Origin of the sequence: Glycomyces sp. NPDC049804, assembly GCF_040674615.1 — a bacterium.
Classification (GTDB): Bacteria; Actinomycetota; Actinomycetes; order Mycobacteriales; family Micromonosporaceae; genus Glycomyces; species Glycomyces niveus.
Genome location: NZ_JBFAMQ010000022.1, coordinates 17,454 through 37,433 on the forward strand (window position 1 = coordinate 17,454; position 19,980 = coordinate 37,433).

A 19,980-nucleotide genomic window follows, 5' to 3' on the forward strand; every position below is an offset into this window, starting at 1 on the left:
GCTATGGATTTCGGGAGGCCCCGCCCTCGGTCGAATTTCCAGAACCACCCCTGACGAAAGTCAGGGGTCCGTCAGTCGTGCGCGTTCCGGTTGGCGAGGTACCCGGCCCAGCTGTGGCAGTCCTCGACGTCGTCGACGCCTACCTGCGGTGCGGCCCAGATGATGAAGCCGGCCGCGTCGACCAGCCACGCGAGGTCGAACGCGAGCGGAAGGATCTCCAGCTCGGCCAAGGTGAGCGGCCGGACCTTCTGGTAGCCCGAGAGCACGGCCTCGGCGACGGCCGCGGGCAGGCGCCGGTCCGGCTGTTCCGAAGCCGCGTACTGGAGGAGCCGCGCGAGGTCGAGCACGAGCGGGCCGTGGTTGAGCTCGTCGAAGTCGAGCACCGCGGCGACCCGGCCGTCCCGCACGAGGAGGTTCCCGCGGTGAAGGTCGTGGTGGAGCGGCCCGGCGGGCTGCCCGGCGAGGAGCGCGAGCGCGTCGGCGTGCCGGTCGAGGAAGTCGCGGTTCTCCTCCCGCCACCGGTCGGCCCCGGCGAGCGCGACGTCGCTGTCCGCAGCGGTCTGCAGGAGGCCGACGCGGTCGACGACGGGGACGCGGTCGTCGGACCAGTCGGCGCTCGCGGTGTGCATGCGGGCCAGGAGGGTCGCGCACTCCTCGGCGAGCGCCGGGGTCATCGCGGGCGGCACGTCGCCGGAAACGAAGGGGAACACCGCGATCGGCTTCCCGCCGACCAGCGCGAACCGGTCGCCGTTGTCGGCGGTGAACGGGGCCGGGGTGGGGAATCCGCCGCGGGCGAGGTGCGAGACGAGCGCGAGTTCGGCGGCGACTTTGGCACGCTCGGAACGCACGTACTCGCGCACGACCACGTCCCCGCCGTTGGCGGCGACCCGAGCGTTGATGTTGTCCTCGCCGCCGAGCAGCGGCTCCGCCGGTCCGGTGGCCTCGATGCCGAAGCGCGCCAAGAACACGGGGAGGTCGAGCCGGAGTTCGCCGTTCGGCCAGATCGGGTTGCCGGTCATGCGGCCAGCATTCCGCGAGCCCGGCCCGGAGGCAAGCGGATAAGCGAGGGGCGGCCGGGGCGTCGGAGCGCATCAGGCCGCCCTGTGCGGCACGTCCGCTCGCCGTCCGGGGTAGAGCCTCGAGGCGGGGGTGAACGCCATGCCCTGTGCGGCACGTCCGCTCGCCGTCCGGAGCAGAGCCGCGGGGCGGGGTTGACGCCATGCCCTGTGCGGCACGTCCGCTCGCCGTGCGGGGCAGAGCCGCGGGGCGGGGTTGACGCCATGCCCTGTGCGGCACGTCCGCTCGCCGTGCGGGGCAGAGTCTCGAGGCGGGGCTGAACGCCACGCCCTGTGCGGCACGACCGCTCGCCGTCCGGGGCACAGCCCCGAGGCTGGGCTGACGCCATGCCCTGTGCCGCACGTCCGCTCGCCGTCCGGGGCACAGCCCCGAGGCTGGGCTGACGCCATGCCCTGTGCCGCACGTCCGCTCGCCGTCCGGGGGCGGGCGTAGCCCCTCTGGGGCTATCGCCATGCCTCGCGTCGCACTTCCGATCGCCGTCTGGCCGCGGGCAGCGGGCACAGTGGAGCACCCGGCAGCGAGGCCTACGCCATGCCCCGTACGTGAATTTCGATCGCCGTCTGGGCACGCGCGCATTGAAGCCGCGCCGGGAGGGCCGCCGCCCACGCGCCCGCGCGGCACGCTGCCCCGGGCATGCTCCTAGGCGCCCGATCCGCTCACCGGCCGCCAGCCCGCGGGCGGGTCCTCGCCCACCCTGCCGTCGACGGCCTCGCGCAGCAGGTCGGCGTGGCCGGTGTGTCGCCCGTACTCCTCCACCAGGTCGAACACGACCCGGCGCACGCTCAGGTGCCCCTGGCCCGGCCACTCGAGGTGCGCGGGCTGGTCGAGCCCGCCCTCCTCGAGGATCGCCGCGAGCCGCTCGCGGGAGCGCGCGACCGCCCCGTCCCACAGGTCGTAGAGGAACTCCGGGGAGTCCTCGGCCGCCGACGCGAACTCCCACTCGACAGCGCCATTCTTAACAGTGTCGTCGAGCAGGCTCTCGTCCCAGTCCGGGCCCGGCGCGCGCCCGCGCAGCTTCCAGTTGAACGTCACGTCCTCAACGCGCGCAAGGTGCTTCAGTAGCCCCCCGAGCGTCAGCGCCGATGCCCCGATGCGCGCGTTCAACCCCGCAGAGTCCAGATCGTCCGCTTTCCAGCGGAACGTCACCCGCAGCCGGTCCAGCGCGCCCAGCAGGTGCGCCTCCTCGGTCCCCGCCAGCGGCGGCTCCCACCAGAAGTCGTTCTCAGCCATGCCGCCACCGTAGACCGGCCCGCCGACACCCCGCGGCAAATGCGTTTGCGCCGCCCGGCCCGCGCGCCTAAGGTCCGGGGCATGGTGAATCCGGAATCGGACACGGCAGGGGCTGCCGGTCACCCGCCAGCCCCCTGAGCCACCAGGCGCACCCGGGGCCGCTGGCCGCGGTGACGAGACGTACCCACTGCACGCTCGACACCACGGAGTCACCCGATGCCGCTTCCCGTCTACCTGCTCGCCCTGGCCGTGTTCGCCATGGGCACCTCCGAATTCATGCTCGCCGGCCTCCTGCCGGACCTCGCCGCCGACCTCGGCGTCACCGCCGCCACCGCGGGCCTGCTCACCTCCGGTTTCGCGATCGGCATGGTCGTCGGCGCACCGCTGTTCGCGGCCCTCGCCCGCCGCTGGCCGCCGCGCGCGAGCCTTCTCGCGTTCCTCGGCCTCTTCCTCGCCGCGCACGTGATCGGCGCGGTCACCGAGACCTTCGCGGTCCTGCTCGCGACCCGCGTCCTCGCCGCGTTCGCCAACGCCGGGTTCCTCGCGGTCGCCCTCACCGCCACGGCCGCCCTGGTCGCGCCCGACCGGAAAGGCCGCGCCCTCGCGGTCCTCTTGGGAGGCACCACGATCGCCACAGTCGCCGGCGTCCCGGGCGGGGCGCTGCTCGGCGCGCTCCTCGACTGGCGGGCCACATTCTGGGCCGTCGCGGTCCTGTGCCTGCCCGCCGCCCTCGGCGTCCTCCGGGGCCTGCCCGACACCCGCGCGGCGCGCGGGACGCGACTGCGGACCGAGCTCGCCGTCCTTCGCCGGCCCCGGCTCATCCTGGTGATGGCCTTGGGCGCGTTGGTGAACGGTGCGACCTTCGGCGCGTTCACGTACATCGCGCCGGTCGTCACCCAGGTCGCCGGCCTCGGCGACCTGTGGGTACCGGTCGTTCTGGTCCTCTTCGGCGCGGGTTCGTTCACCGGCGTGACGATCGCCGGTCGCTTCTCCGACCGCAGGCCCGGCCTGGTGATCGCGGCCGCCGGGCCGCCGCTCCTGCTCGGCTGGTGCGCCCTCGCGCTGTGGGCCGCCCACCCGGCCCTGCTGTTCACGCTGGCTTTCGCACAGGGCGCGTTGGCGTTCGCGGTCGGCAGCACCCTCATCGCGCGCGTCCTCTACGAAGCCGCCGACGCGCCCTCCATGGCCGGCTCCTACGCCACTGCCGCACTGAACGTCGGCGCCGCCGCAGGTCCGGTCCTCGCCGGGCTCGCACTGGCGGACCCCGCGGGGCCGCTCGGGGTCGCCGCGGTCCTCGTCGCGGCCGCCCTGCTGCTCGCGGCGGCGAACCGCCGCGTCTTCAGCTAGCCCGCAGGGTCTCGGCGACCGCGCCGGCCGTGGTCCGCACCAGCTCGTCCAGCTTGGTGCGGTCGCCGATGAGGATCAGGAGCCAGTAGAAGATCGGCCCCAGCAGCAGGGCGTGCACGATCGCGGCGTCGGGCGCCGCCGCCAGCTCGCCGCGCTCGACCGCGCGCGTCAGCACCGTGTCGATCACGAACCGCTCCCGCTCGATGAACGTCCCGGTGAACCGCGCCCCGAGCTTCGCGTCGCCGTGGATGTCGGCCAGGAGCCCGTGCAGCACATCGGGAGGCGCGGTCGACAGCTGCGACGCGATGACCTCCCCGATCGCCTCCAGATCGCCGCGCAGCGAACCCGAGTCGGGCGGCGGCTGCTCCTCCATGTCGTGGACGGTGGCCGCGAAGATCATCTCCTGCTTGGTCGCGAACCGCCGGTAGATCGCGGCCTTCCCGATCCCCGCCCGCGCCGCCACCGCGTCCACGGTGAGTCTGGCGTACCCGCGCTCGGCCAGGATCGCCCGCGTCGCGGCGGCGATGGCGTGATCGATCTGGCTGTCGCGGGGGCGGCCCACGGGTTGCTTCGCATCCGGCATGGCCCTAGGATACGGAACCAAGAGTATTGAAACTAGCAGTTCCGTAATTAGGGGTCGTCATGGTCAAATGGTCCGGTCGGATCTTCGTCTTCCTCGGCATCGGGCACACCGTGCTCAGCCTCGCCCTCGTCGCCCCCGAGCACGCCGCAGCCTGGTTCAGCGGCGGTCTCTGGACGCCCGACGAGGGCATCCTCGACATGAGCCCCGCCATGTCCGGCTACTGGCTCGGCATCGGCGGCTTCGGCGTCCCGCTCCTCGCCTTCGGGCTCACCGTCCTGTGGATGCAGCGCCGCGGCCTCACCCCGCCCGCCTTCCTCGGCTGGACCGTCCTCGTCTGGGCGGCCGCCAACACGGTGATCCTCGTGCTCTCGCCGTGGATCCTCGCCGTCGTCGCCTCGGTCCTCTACCTCGCCGGCGTCCGCCGCGCCGCTAGGAACGCGGCGGCACCCGTTGCGGCCCAAGCCGTCTTACAGGCGGTTGGCGAGGCTCACCACTTCGACGTCCATGGACGAGTTCGCGGGGAAGTCGATCACCGAGGGGGCCACGCCGGCCGAGACGAGGTGTGAGCCGAGGGCGGCGACCATCGCGCCGTTGTCGGTGCACAGCTTCGGGCGCGGGTAGCGCAGCGTGATCCCGGCGTCCTCGGCGCGCTCGACCGCGAGGGTGCGCAGACGCGAGTTCGCGGCCACGCCGCCGCCGAGGAGGATCGTGCCGACGCCGTGCTCTTTCGCGGCGAGGATGGCCTTCTGGGTCAGGACGTCGCAGACGGCCTCCTGGAACGCGGCGGCCACGTCGTTGACGGGCACGTTGTTGCCTTCGGCGCGCTGCGCCTCGATCCAGCGGGCGACGGCGGTCTTCAAGCCGGAGAACGAGAAGTCGTAGCGGTGCTTCTCCATGTCCTTCGCGGCGGTGAGGCCGCGCGGGAAGCGCACGAACGCGCGGTCGCCCTCCTTGGCGGCCTTGTCGATGTACGGGCCGCCCGGGAAGGGCAGGCCGAGCAGGCGCGCGACCTTGTCGAAGGCCTCGCCCGCGGCGTCGTCGATGCTGGCGCCGAGCTGGGTGACCTTCCCGGCCAGGTCCTCGACCATCATGATCGAGGAGTGGCCGCCCGAGACGAGCAGGCCGATCGCGGGCTCCGGAATAGGGCCGTTCTCGAGCGTGTCGACGGCGATGTGCGCGCTCAAGTGGTTGACGCCGTACAGCGGGACGCCCGTGGCGAGCGAGTACGCCTTCGCCGCGCCCACACCGACCATCAGCGCCCCGGCCAGGCCGGGACCGGCGGTGACGGCGATGCCGTCGAGGTCGGCGAGGGTGAGCCCGGCGTCGTCCAGGGCGCGCTGCACGGTCGGCACCATGGCCTCCAGGTGCGCGCGGCTGGCGACCTCGGGCACGACCCCGCCGAAGCGGGCGTGCTCGTCGACCGAGGACGCGACGGCGTCGGCCAGCAGCTCGTGGCCGCGCACGATCCCGACACCGGTCTCGTCGCACGAGGTCTCGATGCCCATCACCACAGGGTTGCTCTTCACAATTCCATCCTCATCACTGCCGCATCGGTGCCGGTGTGCTGGTAGTAGTTCTTGCGCACGCCGAGCCCCACGAAACCGTACCCGTCGTAAAGGCGCTGGGCCGGGACGTTGTCCACCGCCACCTCCAGGTACACCGACTTCACGCCGCGCGCCCGCGCCCGGGCGAGCAGGTCGTCCATGAGCATCCGCGCCACCCCTCGGCGGCGGGCGTCCGCCGCGACGGCGATGTTGTTGAGCCACATCTCATCGCCGCTCAAAGCGGTGCCCGCGTAGCCGAGGATGCGCTCGCCGTCGAAGACCGCGCGGTAGTCGTTCCCGGCCGAGAGCTCGGTCCACAGCAGGCCCTCGCTCCAGGCCTCGGGCCCGAAGATCGCGGTCTCCATCTCGGCGACGGCGGGCAGGTGCCACCAGCGCAGCCGGTCGATCCGCAAGTCGTTCATCACATCAAGCTGTACCACGCGCGAAAGGCTAGGCCTTCGGCGCGGCCTCGGCGGGCTGCGCGTCCGGGCGGCGCAGGTACAGCGGGGTGAGCTGCTCGGACGGGGCGCCCGCGAGCAGCCGTGGTCCCGCGAGCTCGACGAGCTTCACCAGGTCCGGGTAGACCGGAGTGGCCTCGGCCTCCATCGGCAGCTCGTCGGCGTACTTGCTCGCGCCCTCGCCGATCGCGTAGTCCGCGCCGGTCTCGGGCAGCTCCGAGGCCTTGCCGACCTGCGGTTCGCCTTCGCGCACGCCGTCTTCGTAGACGGCCCAGTAGATCTCCTTGCGGCGCGCGTCCGTCGCCGCGAGCGCGCGGCCCCGCGTGTTGGCGCCGATGCCGTCGAGCGAGCAGACGCCGTAAACGGGGATGCCCGCGCCGTCGGCGAACGCCGCGGCCGTGACCATGCCCACGCGCAGGCCCGTGAACGGCCCCGGGCCGACGCCCGCGACGACCGCGTCCACGTCCTTGACGGTGCGGCCCGCGTCGGCCAGGCAGCCTTCGATGAACGGCGCCAGCTTCTCCACATGCCCGCGCGCGTCCACCTCGCGGCGGAACGAGGTCAGGAACAGCTCGTCGTCGTCGAGGTCGACGAGCGCGGCCTGCACTGCGGCCGTTGACGTGTCGATGGCGAGGACCCTCATGCGGCCGCACCCACCGGGAGCTCGAGCGAGGCGAGGCGGTCGGCCCAGTCGCCGCCGCGGCCGTGCAGCACGACCTCGCGGACCTCGTCGGCCCGCCGCTCGATCGCGATCTCCAGGTGCGACTCCGCGAGCCGCTCGGCCAGGCCGGCGCCCCATTCGACGACCGTCACGGCCGTGTCCACGTCGGTGTCCAGGTCGAGGTCGTCGAGCTCGTCGAGGGTCTCCAGGCGGTACGCGTCGACATGCACGAGCGGCACCCCTGCCTCGCCCGCGCGGTGCGAGCGGGCGATCACGAACGTGGGGCTGGTGATCCGGCCCTCGACGCCGAGCCCGGCGCCGATGCCCTGCGTGAGGGCGGTCTTGCCGGCCCCGAGCGGGCCGGTGAGGATCACGAGGTCGCCCGCGCGAAGGACGGCGGCCAGGCGCCGTCCGAAATCGTGGGTGTCTCCGGGCGTCTGGAGCTGGAGCCTCACGTTTCACTCCTCCAAGTGCGTATGGGCCGCGGCCGGTCGCCGCGGGACCCGGTCAAGGTTCGAGACGAGGTCCGTGGTGGCGGGAGAACGGCGACCACCTGCGGTGCCGCTCGGGTTCCCGCTCAGGCTGCGTCACCGCAGCGCCAGCGGACATGGCGGAACCATTGCCGATCTCAGCCACGACTTTGTCGATCATCTCCAACAACAGTTGTGAGATCTCACCAGGGTACTCCAGCTGCGGTGAGTGAGCCGCCTCGGCTATGAGCGCGAATCGCGACCCGCCGAGCGCCGCCGCCAGCCGCCGCGAGTGCTCCGGCGGCGTCAGCAGGTCCTCGTCACCGACGACCACCAGCGCCGGAAGCCCCGTGAACAGCGGCATCGTCGCCGTCTCGTCGTGGTCGAGGATAGCTCGCGCATAACCGACGATGCTCTGCATCGACGTCCGCCGGTTCATCCGCTCCACCAGCGTGACCAGGGACGCAGGCGGATCGATGTGCCCGAACGCGGCCCGGCGCGTCAACAGCCACCCCAGGTCCCCCGCGAGCAGCCGCGACCGCTCGATCAGGTCCGGCGTCCAGCCCGCCACCTGCTGCAGCATCGGCAGCACCGTGCGACGCAGCCGCCGCAGCGCCCGCATCGGCTTCGTCTCGACCGTGTCGAGCCCCGCCATGCTGCTCGAGAAGAACGCCACGCCCTTCACACGCTCGCGGAAGTCCTGCTCGTAGAGGCGCGCGTACACCTGGATCGTCATGCCGCCCATGGAATGCCCGACCAGCACCAGCGGCCCCCTCGGTGCCACCGCGGCGAGCACGTCGTTCAGGACCCCCGCCAGGTCCTCGATCCCGTACTCCGTGCGGGGCAGCGGGCCGGAGCGGCCGTGCCCCGGCTGGTCGTACAGGACCGCCCGCAGCGACACCCCGGCCCGGTCGGCCTCGGCGACCGCCTTGCGCTGGAAGTAGAACGTCGCCATGTCCTGCATGTAGCCGTGCACGAACACCACCGTCAGGTCCGCGTCCTCCGGACCCGCCGTCTCCACATGGATCGGCACGCCGTCGCTCGACTCCACCGTGAACACCGACCGCTGCGGCGGCAGCTCGAACGGCTCGTGCGCGTACGGGTCGCTCGACGCCGCGCGCGTGCGCCGCGCCAGGTACCGCGGCACCCCCCACGCCAGCGCGGCCCCGACGGCCACGCCGCCGGTGACCCCGCCCGCGATCGCCAGACCCCGCCTGCGGCGGGACTGCTTCTCACTCATGCGGCCTCGCAATGCTCTCGAATGAACACCAAGTCCCGGGCCGCGACGCCGCCGCAGTGCGGCAGACGCGGCGCGCGGTCCTCAGGCGCCGTCGGGCGGAACCACGCCCCGGTTCCACAACCGCGGCACCCGCGAACCGATCCCCGTCAGCACGTCGTTCGGGATCGTCCCGGCCCACGCGGACCAGTCGTCCGCGTCCGGGTGCTGCTCGCCCGCGCCGATGAGGATCACCGGCTCGCCCGGCTTCACGGCGTCGTCCCCGCAGTCGACCATGAACTGGTCCATGCAGATCCGGCCGAGCACCCGGCGGCGCTTGCCCGCCAGGTACACCTCGGCCTTGCCGGAGGCGGCGCGCGGCACGCCGTCGGCGTAGCCGAGCGGCACGAGCGCCACGTTCGCGTCCCGTTCCAGGTGCACGGTGTGCCCGTACGAGATCCCTGTACCCGCTGGGAGCCGTTTCACCGACATCACCACCGACCGGATCTCGATCACCGGCTGCAGGTCGACGTCGAACTGCGGCACCGGGTTGTAGCCGTAGAGCGCGATGCCCGGTCGCACCATGTCGTAGCGGGTCTCCGGGTCCGAGATGAGCGCGGCCGAGTTCGCCAGGTGCCGCACCTCGGGCTCCAGGCCCGACGCGGCCACGGTCTCCAGGAACCGCTCGAACGCGGCCTTCTGGTCGGTGTTCGCCGGGTGCCCGATCTCGTCGGCGCACGCCAGGTGGCTCCACGCGCCCACCACGGTCAGCGAACCTGCGGCCTGGTGCTTCGCGGCGGCCTCCGCCACGAACGCCCACTCGGGCTCCGCGACGCCGCCGCGCGACATCCCCGTGTCGCCCTTGACATGGATCCGCGCGGGCCGGCCGGCCTTCTCGGCCGCCGCGGCGACGGCGTCGAGCTGCGGCATCGAGGAGACTCCGAGTTCGATGCCCTCGCCGATCACCTCGGCGAGTCCGGGCTGGTCCGGGGAGAAGAAGAACGCCATCACGGTGGTGTCGGTCAGGTCGGGCAGGCGCTTGAGCCGCCACGCCTCCCGGAGGGTCACCACGCCGAGCGCCGCGCACCCGGCCTCGACCGCGACGCGCGCGGTCGGGACCATGCCGTGCCCGTATCCGTCGGCCTTCACCATCGCCATCATCGGCACCCCGGCCAGGGCCGCGAGCGCCTCGACGTTGTGCGCGAGGCGCCGCCAGTCGGCGCTGGCCTTCGCCAGACCGGACATAGTGCCGAATTCAGGCTCGCTCAGGACGCGGTAGTTGTCGATCGCCACATATGCAAGGGTACGTGCCCGCCGCCGCGACCCCGGACAGCGCCGAAGCCGCGTCCGCGGGCACGCACCTCCTCACCTCAGGCGAGCTGTTCGCGGACCGTCCGCGCGGCGGCCACCAGTCCCTCCAGGGACGGGCGCACCTCCTCATAGCGGCGGGTCTTCAGCCCGCAGTCGGGGTTCGCCCACACCCGCTCGGGGCCGAGCGCGGCCACGGCGAGGCGCAGCGCCTCGGCCATGTCCTCGGCGGCCGGGACGCGCGGCGAGTGGATGTCCCACACGCCGGGGCCGACGGCGCTGCGGTAGTTCGCGCGGTCGAGGTCGGCCAGGACCTCCATCTTCGAACGGGACGCCTCGATCGAGGTGACGTCGGCGTCCAGGGCCGCGATCGCGTCGATGACCTCGCCGAACTCGGAGTAGCAGAGGTGCGTGTGGATCGAGGTCTCCGGGCGCACTCCCGCGGTGGCGATGCGGAACGAGCGGGTGGCCCAGTCCCGGTACGCCGCACGGGAAGCCGCCCGCACGGGCAGCAGTTCGCGCAGGGCGGGCTCGTCGACCTGGATGATCGCGGTCCCGGCCGCTTCGAGGTCGGCGACCTCGTCGCGCAGTGCGAGGGCGACCTGGTCGGCGGTGTCGGCGAGCGGTTGGTCGTCGCGCACGAACGACCAGGCCAGGATGGTGACCGGGCCGGTCAGCATGCCCTTCACCGGCTTCTCGGTGAGCGACTGCGCGTACGAGGTCCACTCGACGGTCATCGGGGCCTGCCGCGCCACGTCGGCGAACAGAATCGGGGGGCGCACGCAGCGCGAACCGTACGACTGGACCCAGCCCGCGGCGGTCGTGGCGAACCCGGTGAGCTGCTCCGCGAAGTACTGGACCATGTCGTTGCGTTCCGGCTCGCCGTGCACCAGCACATCGAGTCCGAGCTTCTCCTGCTCGGCGATGACGGCGGCGACCTCGGCCTTCATGCGGGCCTTGTAATCGGCGTCGATCATGAGCCCGCGCCGGTGCGCGGCGCGGGCGTTGCGCAGCTCGGCGGTCTGCGGGAACGACCCGATGGTGGTCGTCGGCAGCGGCGGGAGCGGCACGCGCTCGGCCTGGGCCGCTTGCCGTTCGGCGTAAGGCAGCCGCCGGTCGGCGTCCGCGCCGAGCGCCGAAAGCCGCTCGCGCACGGCCTCGTCGCGCCATGCGGCGGGCGTCGAGGGCCGGGTCTCACGGGATCCGGCCGGATCAGCGATGGCCGTGATCTCGGCGAGCTTCTGACGGGCGAAAGCAAGCCGCTCGAACAACCCCTCGGGAAGCTCGGTCTCAGGCGAGAGGTCGACGGGGACGTGCAGCAGCGAGGACGACGAGGACACCCCGACGCGATCGCTGATCGCCTGCAGCCGTGCGAGATCGGCCGCCCCTTTGGCGAGATCGGCGCGCCAGATGTTGCGGCCGTCGACGACACCGGCGAGGAAAAATGTTTCACGTGAAACATCCAGTGCCTCAAGTGCATCGAGGTCACTTCGGCCCCGCACGAGGTCCAGGGCGATGCCCTCGACGCCGGCCTCCAGGAGCACCGGTAGCGCCTCGCCGAACGGTCCATAGCCACCCGCGACGACGATCTCGGCTTCGGCGACGAGTCGCCGGTACGCCGCAGCGGTAGCTGCGAGCTCCGCTTCAGTGCGGTCGGCGCAGAGCGCAGGCTCATCGATCTGAATCAGCCCAGCTCCAGCATCGTGAAGCGCGCCAAGCAGTGCAACGTAGACCTCGACCAGCTCCTCGAGCCGGTCGAGCGGCGCGAATCCCTCGGGCGCGTCCTCGCTCGGCTTGGCGAGCAGGAGGAATGAGACGGGACCGAGCAGCACCGGGCGGGCGTCCAGGCCGCGTTCCTTGGCCTCGATGAACTCGGCGACGGCCTTGGCGGGCTTGGCCGCGAACGCGGTCTTCGGCCCGATCTCCGGCACCAGATAGTGGTAGTTCGTGTCGAACCACTTGGTCATCTCGAGCGGCACGGCCGCGTCGTCCCCGCGAGCGGCGGCGAAGTACGAGGCGAGCTCGCTGTCGCGCCGGTGGCGAGGCGGGAGCGCGTCGACGGCGCAGATCGTGTCGAGCACGTGGTCGTAGTAGGAGAAGGTGCCGGTCGGAACCGTGTCGAGCACCGAGAGGTCGTCGAGCATCCCGGAGCGGACGGCCGCCGCGGCGGCCTCCAGGCCGGCGGCGTCGAGCCGGCCGGACCAGTGGGCCTCGAGCGCGCGCTTGAGCTCGCGGTTCGGGCCGATGCGCGGGTATCCGAGTGCGGTGGCCTGCGGTTTCGCGGGCACGCTGGTAGTCGTGTTCATGTGTCAGTTCCCTCGAACTTGCGACAACGGGACCGCGCGCGGTCGCGCGCGGTACGCGGGCAGGTATTCGGACTCGAGGGCGTGCCGTCTCCGGCTCCTATTTCCCGCCGCTTCCCAGGTTCCGGGCCCAGTGCTCATGGCGGGTTTCGTTCCCTCTCACCGCTGCGGGGCAGTCCTGGATTCGCACCAGATTCCCTCTTAGCCGGAGCGGCAAGTGCACCGCGCCGGAACCAGCGTCGGAACCGATGGTACGGCCGGCTGCGGGTCCGCATCCGGCACAAGGCCGCAGAGTGGGACGAGCGCAGATCGGAAATGTCGTCGAATGGGTAGGCTCGGGGCCCATGAGCACCAAACCTGTAGCAGTAGTCACGGGAGCCAGCAGCGGCATCGGGGCCGCCGCCGCCAAAGCCCTCGCCAAAGCCGGGTTCGACGTCATCCTCGGCGCCCGCCGCACCGACCGCCTCGCCGAGGTCGCCGCCGAGTGCGGCGGGACCGCACTGCCCCTGGACGTCACCGACGAGGACTCGGTCGCCGCCTTCGCCGCCGTCATCAGCCGCTGCGACCTCCTGGTCAACAACGCGGGCGGCGCCCTCGGCCTCGACTCCATCGCCACGGCCGACCTCGACCTCTGGCAGCAGATGTACGACGTCAACGTCCTCGGCACCATCCGGGTCACCAAGGCGCTCTTGCCGAAACTCGTCGCCTCCGGCAACGGCCAAGTCGTCGTGATCGGCTCGATCGCGGCCCGCCAGCCCTACCCGGGCGGCGGCGGCTACAACGCGGCCAAACACGCCGAAGCGGCCGTGACCCGAGTGCTCCGCCTCGAACTCGTCGGCCAGCCCGTGCGCGTCTGCGAGATCGACCCCGGCATGGTCGAAACCGAGTTCAGCCTGGTCCGCTTCGACGGCGACAGAGAGCGGGCCGACGCCGTCTACGCCGGCATGACCCCCCTGACCGCCGACGACATCGCCGAGACGATCGCCTGGGTCGCCACCCGCCCCGCCCACGTGAACGTCGACCAGATCACCATCATGCCCCGAGACCAGATCGGAGCCCAACAAGTCCACCGCCGCAACCAATAAGCAGCGCAAACAAATCGGCCCGGCGGGCTTTCGCCGGGCCGTTCTCATCGCAGAGTCGAGCAAGTGAGGTCTGCGGCGTATCTCAGAGCTCGCCAGTGAACGGATTCGAGTCGAGCGGCGCGCTGTACGCAACCACCGCTCCATCGCTGAAGGGATTCACGGCCGCATCAGTCGATTGGCCGCTTGGCGTTTCAGTGTTGTAGACCTCCAGGTCGATGGCGTTTCCGAAGGGATCGTTCTCCGGCAGAACTCCACCGATGGGCGGGATATACGTATCGGGATGCACATCGTCACCAGCGAGCGGCACACAACCGCTTTGGATAGTCAGGCTCGTCCTTCCCAAGACCCTCCACCAGAGCACGATGCCATCGGATCGGGACGCTTCGAGGTTGTACTGCGAACCATCTGGCGAGGCCTCGTCCCACGAGATCTCGTAACCGGCCTCGGTCCAGGCATCACGGAGTATGTCCGTGTACTCCTGGCGGACCTGCTCCGTCAACGAGGCGGAGTCGCTGAAGGCGTATTTGAGTTCGATGCTCCCCCATCCGTCGATGGGGTTGTCCCTCTCGTCTGTGCACTCGTGGAAGAGGCCTCTGCGCTCTACGAAGCCCGGGAAGTCGAGTAGGACTTCGACCGCCTCGGCGACGAGCTGCTCCATGAGCGGATACACCTCGTCGTTGTTGAACTCGCGTTCTGGCAGCGTGACTTCTTCAGGCATGGACGTGCATCCTCCGAGGGTGAGGAAGATGGTGGTTGGAGCGGCTTCCAAATGGCGTTTCATTCGACCCATTGCGTCGGTCTTGGAAAGTGTGCCGCAGAGATGAACGGCCTGTTCGTTATCTGCATTCAGATCAGGCCGTCGTAGTTCTCGGGCGAATCGAAGGGCACCGGTGCGGAGGCGGGCCGGGCGGTCGCGAACGGGTCGGTGGCCTCGTCGGTGGCCTCCTCCGGCGGGTTCATACGGTTCTGCGCGGCCGCGTCGTTCTCCGGGAGCACGCCGCCTGCCGGGGGGATGTAATCAGGATTGTCGAAATCGGGAGTCTTCGGTACGCAACCGGTCTGGACCGTCAGGGAGACCCCGTCCATGACCCACCACCACAGATTGATCCCATCGGGCCGTTCCGCCTCCAGCGATCCATGTCCGGTCTCGGGGTCGATGTTGTCGCGGTGGATGTCGTATCCGGCCGCCTCCCACTGCTCCCGGAGGATCGGTGTGTAGCCGGTCTGGACCCGTGGCAGTGCGGAATTCTCGTCACTGAACGTGTAGCTGATTTCGAGGGCGACCCAGCCCTCGTACTGCTCACCGAGTGATTCGGCGCAATCTTGCGGGCGAAGGTAGACCCGCTTTTCGAATCCTGGAAAGTCGGGGAGTTCGGCGATGGTGTCGAGCACGATCTGCTCCATGAGCGGATAGGCCTCGGCCTCGTCGAATTCGCGGGCGGGCGGCGGGTCTTGGAACATCGAGCATCCTCCGAGGACCAAGGTGAGAGCTGCGAGCAAGATGGAGATTCGGTAGCGCATACGGGCGATCATCCCTGCTGCCCAGTAATGATCTGGGCCATCGTGTCTCGAGCCTGGTTCGGGTTTCCTTCTGCGTCTTCCCTCAGATAGCCGCTGTGAATGTCGATCGGGCCGCTGCCGATGGCATCGGACTCGAAAGTGTTGCCGCCGTAAAACTCTCCTGTCGGATCGGCGCCGAGGGCACCAGTGCTGACGGCGGCGTTGATGACGTCGTGGTCGGCTCGGCTGGAGTAAACGTTGTCGCCGCCGACGCTGAGTTCGTCGGCGGTGTCGACCATGAGTCCGGGGCTGGCAAAGTCGATGATCTGGTCTGCTTCGACTTGGTATTCGGCTGCGGTGGCTCCGACCACTGAACTGCCGTACGAGTGGCCGAGCACGGTGGTGTGCGGTTCGCCGTCATGCGTTGCGGTGAGACCGTCGAGGTAAGAGTTGAGGCTGCTTCTTGCCTCCTCAGCCTGATCGGTTTCCCATGCCTCGGGACTGATATCGCCGCTGTGCCCGGGGTAGGCGCCATCTGGAGCGTCGTAGTCCAGCCACATCGTTACGGCCGTCTCGCCGTTACCCGCCTTATCTGCGTCGAATTGCATGACGCCCGCGTCTGCGATCAGGCCATCGACGCCTTGCATGTCCGCAGTGGTCCCCGGTACATAGACCGCGTTGTGGCTAGCGGTGTCGGGGTTTCCGATCGAGACCACGGCCTTGCCGTCTTCGCCGCTGTCGTAGTCGATCAAGAGCAGCGGCGCTCCTGATTGCGATCCGTTGGCCAGAGCGGTTTGCAATGCCTCTGCGTTGGCCAGCCGGCCTTGGGCCTCCGAGAGCTCGGCTTGGAGCTCCGAAAGATCCTTGCCATCGTAAGCACCGTAAGGAGAGCCGCCGGCTTCCATGTGATCGATCTGGGTCTCCAGATTTGCAATCTGGTTCTCCAGTGCGGGGATCTCCGCCTCGAGGAGGTCGCGGTTGACACCGTCGCGAGTTCCCGAGGGGATGCCGTCGAGGCCACCGACGAGATCTGGATGCGACTCGATCAGCGCCGCGCGCTCTTCTTCGGCCAAGGAGGTCCACCAGTCGTTGACGCCATTTGCAGTGGCCTCGGACTCTCCAGAAGCGAGCTCATGGAGGAAATCGCGGTTGCGTTCGGCATCGGCGGTCTCGTAGTCGTCGATGAGGTCGTCGTAGGTCGCACCGAGTGGTGGGGGCTGCTCGGCCGGGGTGTCGACGATCGATTTCAGGATTGCGGCGGCTTGGTCGTCGGAATTATGGGCACGAGTCATGATGGCTTGGAGCACACTTCCGTACTCGTCCGCGATCTGCTGGGCGCCGTCGAGGAGCAGCCCCTGGACATAGATCGGATCGCCGCTGAGCATCGTCTCGGTGACGCCGACGCGCGCCATGACGTCTGAATCCGGATCAAGATTACTGATCCGCTCCCTGTGACCATCAGAAATGACCACGTACGGATCATCGGCCCCGCCTTCGAAACGGTACGAGCCGGTGACCGTATCGATGAGCTCGAACAGCTGAGCCTGGCATGCGACGAGTTCGTCGTGAGCGTCTTCGAGGGTCGCCTTGATCTTGACCATCGCGTACTCGTGGAGGTCATCCTGAAGCGAGTCGGCGAGCAGTTCCGCCTGGTGGCGTACATCGTCGGCGGTCTCGGATTCGTAGTTGTCGACGCTGAGGTGCTTGTTCACCACGTCCTCGGAGATGGTTTCGGACTGCGCCGTCATGTCGTTGATGTAGGTGCCCCACAGGTCGGCCAGCGTCTTGAGCGCGCTGAAGTCCGTCTCCTTGAGGTCCTTCCAGTGCATTTCGCTCATTGTCGGCCCCTACCAGTCCGGTCGTGCCGAAGCGTTCTCGGCGGCTCGGCCGGGGTACCGATCGAGGTCGGCAAGGGTCGCGAAATCGTGGGCGTTGTAGTCGTCGATCTCGACGGCCTCTTCGGCGCAAACGGCCAGGTACTCACCGAGATTGCCGACGAGGCCGGTGAAGCCGATAACGCGTTGCACACACCAGAAGTCCGAGGCGGTCTTGAGGGCGTCGCCGATTGCGCAATTCGCGGAGGAGAGCGTCGAAGCGATGCCTTCGGTTTCGGTGCGAATCCCGCTGGTGATCGTGTCGACCTCCGCCTCGATGCCGAACAGCACCTCCACCGCTTGGTGGACTTGGTCGGGCTCCATGGCGAAGACATCAGCTCCGGCCACTGGACACCTCCAGTGAACCGAAGGCCTGGGGAAGCGGGACGAGATCGCGTGTTTGTGCTGGGGCGCTTTGGGTCGCGCGGGATCGAGGGTGTGCTGGGGTTCGGATGGGGTCCTCCGAGGGGATATGCCGGGAATGTTCAAGAGCCGCAACCCAGGGTAGCGGACCGCTGCCCTGCGTGGGGTACACCAAGGCACCGTTGATGATCGTGGGGTGTCGGAGGGCTTCTAGACGCTTTTGCACGCGAAGGTGTGTCGCGCTTGCAGTTGCGCGAAAAGCTGTGTCAGCCTGAACTCACGTGCGAATCGCACGTCGAAGAACCAATTGAATATGGCCGGTGGGCCGCCCCTTGTCCGCAAAAACATCCGGCGGCCCACCTTTCATCCAAGGAAGGCGAGCCTCCCATGGCAGAGTCCACCCTACGCCAAAACAGGCATGGCGCAACTCATCAACTCACGACGACCGTGAACCAGGCACGCATGCGCGTGCTCCTTCAACAGGCCTTCTACCGGCACGATCACCTCGGCCCGGGCGCGCCGCTGCGCGAGATCACCGGACAGGGTGAAGGCGACGGCTACTACGACTGGGCGGGCCGCCGCCTCTTCCTCGCCGATGGCGAGCCGGATCCGATGTGCCCCGGCGCCTACCGGTACCAGCACAACCCCGCGTGCTGCGATCTCGAAGCACCGGACTCGGACCCGCGCAGCCCGCGCTACGAGCCGATGCACCTGCGCCACAAGCCCGGCGACACCTGGATCATCGACACCAACCGGCCCTACGACCCGTTCGACCCCGGCCCCTACGGCTCACCCGGCTGGTACAAGGACGAACGCACCGGCCGCCACCGCCGAGACGAAACCCCCGACCCGCTGCCAGCCGAAGACTGGATCCCACCGGCGAACGCCTGGTTCCCCGGCACCGCCGACTGGCCCGAACCCGAACCCGAACCGATACCGGCCCCCACCCGCGCCCACCGCCGAGGCGGTCACGACCATGACCACGACCGCCGAGACGAATCCCAAGGCCGAGGCGGCTCCGGCCACCGGGACGAGCCTCAAGGCCGTCGCGGTGGCGCCGACCGGCCCCCGCCATGGGGCCTGCGCGGTCGCCCGGTCCCCTCCGAGCCCGACGAACCCGAAGCGCGCGAAGAGGAACCGCGCCGTCCCCGGTTCTGGCCCGACAGGGAGCACCCGCGCTGGGGCAGCTCCCGCGCAACGGGCGATTGGGGCTGGATCAGCGGCGCCTGCGACATCCCGACCAATGACAACACGGAACCCGAAGACCCACCAGCCCATCGCTTCTCGAAACTCCGCGAAGACGCCTTCGACCGCTTCATCGCCAACTCCGCCCAATTGCGCGCCGCGCACTTCGCGCCCCAAAAGCCCTACCTCCGCGAACGCGCCGCCTGGATGCTGCGGTGGCTGGTGTGGGTGTTCGCCATCGGGCTTGTGCCCATGCCCGCACCACTCAAGCAGCAACAGCATCCCCACGGATCGGCTGCGACGCACCCGATCCCGATGCAACACGTTCCTGACGCGCGCGAGAAGGAGGCTGAGCGAGCGGAGAAAGCCTGGCCCGCAGACGAAATCCACACCCCAGCATCACCGGCTGCAAGGCCGCAACCGGTCGAGGCGGATGCTTCACGTCGGCCCGGCGTGGCGATGGCCGCCGCCATCGGCGGCGCGCGCGCCGCCCGAAAGACCATCGCCGACCGCACCACCCGCACCAACCACGACCTCGCGGCAGCAGTCCGCAACAGCGCCAACCGAACCAGCCCGTCCACGCCAGGCACCGTGCACTGGCGCACCCAACCCTGCCAGAACAGGCCCCGCCCCTCACCGCGCCCGCAACCGAGCACCTACATGACGGCATGGGAACACGCCTTCGACACCAGCACGACACTGATCTTCGGCGGTGCCGCATGATCCCCGACCGCTACACCACCCGCCGCATCAGAGCCCGCTACATCAAGGCCCTCAATGCGATCCCGCTCCCCGTCCGCCGCACCGACCCGCCCGACCAGGTCCTCCCGATCGACCTCGCCGGACTCCCCATCCTCGGCACCGAAACCATCGACCACCACCAGGTCCAGTACTCCCTGGTCCTCGGCCAAACCCGCTTCCGCCTGACCTTCAAGTACAACCGACCGGACCTCATCGGCCACATCATCGACCTCGAAACACCAAACCCACGCCTGATCATCTCCGACCCCACCCACACCGAATGGGCCCTCACCAACGAGCAAGCCCTCACCGAAACCGCCACCCGAATCTGGACCGCCAACACCAAGTCCTGCAACCACTAACGAAACCAAATGCCGGGTGCGCCGCCGGATCAATCCGTCGGCACACCCGGCACTCACGCCCCGGCCTCGATTGAGGCTTCGATGCCGGCATGCACATCTTCAAGAAACCCGCTGGTCGCCATGAACTCGGCCATGGTCGTTGCCGTCATGGTGCAGTCCTCGGAGGCCCCGGGCCCGCAGTCGGTGCGGTTGACCTCGCCCGGGCGGAACCGCACCAATAGCTGAATGGTGTAGAAGTCTCCGAGCAGCGCTGCGCTCGCCTGGGCCCTTTGAGCGGACTGCACGGTCGGAGTTTCCTGAGCGGTGACGCGCGACTCGATCCAATCCGAGTCCGATCCGAGACTGAATTCCTGGTCGACTGCCGTATCGCTGAAGATCTCGGGAGTTTTGATCACCAGTTTGTGGAAGTATTCGAAAGCGAGCGTATTGGTTTCGAACGCTTCAATGTGCAGGTACACCGCATCGATCGTGTTTCCGTCGTTCAGTTCAAGCCAGATCACGCAGGAGCCGTTCCAGAGGCCTTCGGGTCGATAGGAGTCCCCGGGCTGGTACTCGACGGCTTCGACCTCCCCGAACTGGTCGGCAAGGGGCGCGAGATCCATGGCGTCGCAAGTGTTTTCCCAGTTCGCCATCTGTGAAGCGCGCTCTTGGAAAGACTGCGGATCGGGGGGCA

At 69.4% G+C, this 19,980-nt stretch carries 20 protein-coding genes and 1 riboswitch; of the genes, 5 read left to right on the forward strand and 15 right to left on the reverse strand.

Annotation, left to right across the window (positions count from 1 at the left end):
• Positions 1-71: 71 nt before the first annotated feature.
• Both AB0K52_RS23515 and AB0K52_RS23520 read right to left on the reverse strand, forming a co-directional pair.
• On the reverse strand, positions 72-1,019 hold the full coding sequence (locus AB0K52_RS23515) for a phosphotransferase (RefSeq protein ID WP_363536212.1): 948 nt from the start codon (positions 1,017-1,019) through the stop codon (positions 72-74).
• A 697-nt stretch (positions 1,020-1,716) separates the two neighbouring features.
• Complete coding sequence (locus tag AB0K52_RS23520) at positions 1,717-2,307, reverse strand: DUF664 domain-containing protein (RefSeq protein WP_363536215.1); 591 nt, start codon at positions 2,305-2,307, stop codon at positions 1,717-1,719.
• A gap of 216 nt (positions 2,308-2,523) precedes the next feature.
• On the opposite strand from AB0K52_RS23520, the gene AB0K52_RS23525 reads away from it, so the two are divergent.
• Positions 2,524-3,654 (forward strand): Cmx/CmrA family chloramphenicol efflux MFS transporter, encoded by a 1,131-nt coding sequence (locus tag AB0K52_RS23525; protein WP_363536218.1) that lies wholly within the window; start codon positions 2,524-2,526, stop codon positions 3,652-3,654.
• On the opposite strand, the gene AB0K52_RS23530 is transcribed toward AB0K52_RS23525, so the two are convergent.
• A complete protein-coding gene (locus AB0K52_RS23530; protein WP_363536221.1) occupies positions 3,647-4,237 on the reverse strand; it encodes a TetR/AcrR family transcriptional regulator in 591 nt (196 codons plus the stop codon). The genes AB0K52_RS23525 and AB0K52_RS23530 overlap by 8 nt on opposite strands.
• Before the next feature lie 59 nt (positions 4,238-4,296).
• Here AB0K52_RS23530 and AB0K52_RS23535 point away from each other — a divergent pair, with 59 nt between their 5' ends.
• Positions 4,297-4,803 (forward strand): hypothetical protein, encoded by a 507-nt coding sequence (locus AB0K52_RS23535; RefSeq protein ID WP_363536224.1) that lies wholly within the window; start codon positions 4,297-4,299, stop codon positions 4,801-4,803.
• On the opposite strand, the gene tsaD is transcribed toward AB0K52_RS23535, so the two are convergent.
• The 7 genes from tsaD to metE all read right to left on the reverse strand — a co-directional run bounded on the left by tsaD (position 4,705) and on the right by metE (position 12,200).
• A complete protein-coding gene (gene tsaD, locus AB0K52_RS23540; RefSeq protein ID WP_363536227.1) occupies positions 4,705-5,763 on the reverse strand; it encodes a tRNA (adenosine(37)-N6)-threonylcarbamoyltransferase complex transferase subunit TsaD in 1,059 nt (352 codons plus the stop codon). The two genes, AB0K52_RS23535 and tsaD, sit on opposite strands and share 99 nt — an antisense overlap.
• Positions 5,760-6,221, reverse strand: coding sequence for a ribosomal protein S18-alanine N-acetyltransferase (gene rimI / locus AB0K52_RS23545; protein ID WP_363536230.1), 462 nt, complete (start codon positions 6,219-6,221; stop codon positions 5,760-5,762). Before rimI ends, tsaD begins: the two co-directional genes overlap by 4 nt.
• Before the next feature lie 10 nt (positions 6,222-6,231).
• Positions 6,232-6,882, reverse strand: coding sequence for a tRNA (adenosine(37)-N6)-threonylcarbamoyltransferase complex dimerization subunit type 1 TsaB (tsaB, locus tag AB0K52_RS23550; RefSeq protein ID WP_363536233.1), 651 nt, complete (start codon positions 6,880-6,882; stop codon positions 6,232-6,234).
• Entirely contained in the window at positions 6,879-7,355 is a 477-nt protein-coding gene (gene tsaE / locus AB0K52_RS23555; RefSeq protein ID WP_363536235.1) for a tRNA (adenosine(37)-N6)-threonylcarbamoyltransferase complex ATPase subunit type 1 TsaE, read from the reverse strand. The genes tsaB and tsaE overlap by 4 nt, the downstream gene beginning before the upstream one ends.
• A gap of 52 nt (positions 7,356-7,407) precedes the next feature.
• The gene (locus AB0K52_RS23560) at positions 7,408-8,610 is read right to left on the reverse strand and encodes an alpha/beta hydrolase (protein WP_363536238.1); all 1,203 of its coding nucleotides are present in this window, start codon (positions 8,608-8,610) and stop codon (positions 7,408-7,410) included.
• 81 nt (positions 8,611-8,691) lie between these two features.
• The gene (alr, locus tag AB0K52_RS23565; RefSeq protein WP_363536241.1) at positions 8,692-9,879 is read right to left on the reverse strand and encodes an alanine racemase; all 1,188 of its coding nucleotides are present in this window, start codon (positions 9,877-9,879) and stop codon (positions 8,692-8,694) included.
• 77 nt (positions 9,880-9,956) lie between these two features.
• A complete protein-coding gene (metE, locus tag AB0K52_RS23570; protein WP_363536244.1) occupies positions 9,957-12,200 on the reverse strand; it encodes a 5-methyltetrahydropteroyltriglutamate--homocysteine S-methyltransferase in 2,244 nt (747 codons plus the stop codon).
• A gap of 40 nt (positions 12,201-12,240) precedes the next feature.
• Positions 12,241-12,450, reverse strand: a riboswitch (cobalamin riboswitch).
• A gap of 91 nt (positions 12,451-12,541) precedes the next feature.
• Here metE and AB0K52_RS23575 point away from each other — a divergent pair.
• Positions 12,542-13,282 carry an SDR family NAD(P)-dependent oxidoreductase gene (locus tag AB0K52_RS23575; RefSeq protein WP_363536247.1) on the forward strand — a complete coding sequence of 247 codons (741 nt, stop codon included), beginning with the start codon at positions 12,542-12,544 and terminating at the stop codon, positions 13,280-13,282.
• 82 nt (positions 13,283-13,364) lie between these two features.
• Here the strand turns inward: AB0K52_RS23575 and AB0K52_RS23580 are convergent, their stop codons facing one another.
• The 4 genes from AB0K52_RS23580 to AB0K52_RS23595 form a co-directional block, all read right to left on the reverse strand.
• Positions 13,365-14,000: a hypothetical protein gene (locus AB0K52_RS23580; protein ID WP_363536250.1), complete on the reverse strand. Its 636-nt coding sequence runs from the start codon at positions 13,998-14,000 to the stop codon at positions 13,365-13,367.
• Positions 14,001-14,128: 128 nt separating this feature from the next.
• Positions 14,129-14,803: a hypothetical protein gene (locus tag AB0K52_RS23585; RefSeq protein WP_363536253.1), complete on the reverse strand. Its 675-nt coding sequence runs from the start codon at positions 14,801-14,803 to the stop codon at positions 14,129-14,131.
• Between the two features lie 8 nt (positions 14,804-14,811).
• Positions 14,812-16,620, reverse strand: coding sequence for an alpha/beta hydrolase (locus tag AB0K52_RS23590; RefSeq protein WP_363536256.1), 1,809 nt, complete (start codon positions 16,618-16,620; stop codon positions 14,812-14,814).
• 9 nt (positions 16,621-16,629) lie between these two features.
• On the reverse strand, positions 16,630-16,947 hold the full coding sequence (locus AB0K52_RS23595) for a hypothetical protein (protein WP_363536259.1): 318 nt from the start codon (positions 16,945-16,947) through the stop codon (positions 16,630-16,632).
• Between the two features lie 315 nt (positions 16,948-17,262).
• Between AB0K52_RS23595 and AB0K52_RS23600 the strand changes: the two genes are divergently transcribed.
• Together AB0K52_RS23600 and AB0K52_RS23605 are read left to right on the forward strand one after the other, a co-directional pair.
• On the forward strand, positions 17,263-18,927 hold the full coding sequence (locus AB0K52_RS23600) for a hypothetical protein (RefSeq protein ID WP_363536262.1): 1,665 nt from the start codon (positions 17,263-17,265) through the stop codon (positions 18,925-18,927).
• A complete protein-coding gene (locus tag AB0K52_RS23605; RefSeq protein ID WP_363536265.1) occupies positions 18,924-19,307 on the forward strand; it encodes a hypothetical protein in 384 nt (127 codons plus the stop codon). Before AB0K52_RS23600 ends, AB0K52_RS23605 begins: the two co-directional genes overlap by 4 nt.
• 53 nt (positions 19,308-19,360) lie before the next feature.
• On the opposite strand, the gene AB0K52_RS23610 is transcribed toward AB0K52_RS23605, so the two are convergent.
• Positions 19,361-19,909, reverse strand: a complete 549-nt coding sequence (locus AB0K52_RS23610; protein WP_363536268.1) for a hypothetical protein — start codon at positions 19,907-19,909, stop codon at positions 19,361-19,363.
• Positions 19,910-19,980 lie beyond the last annotated feature (71 nt).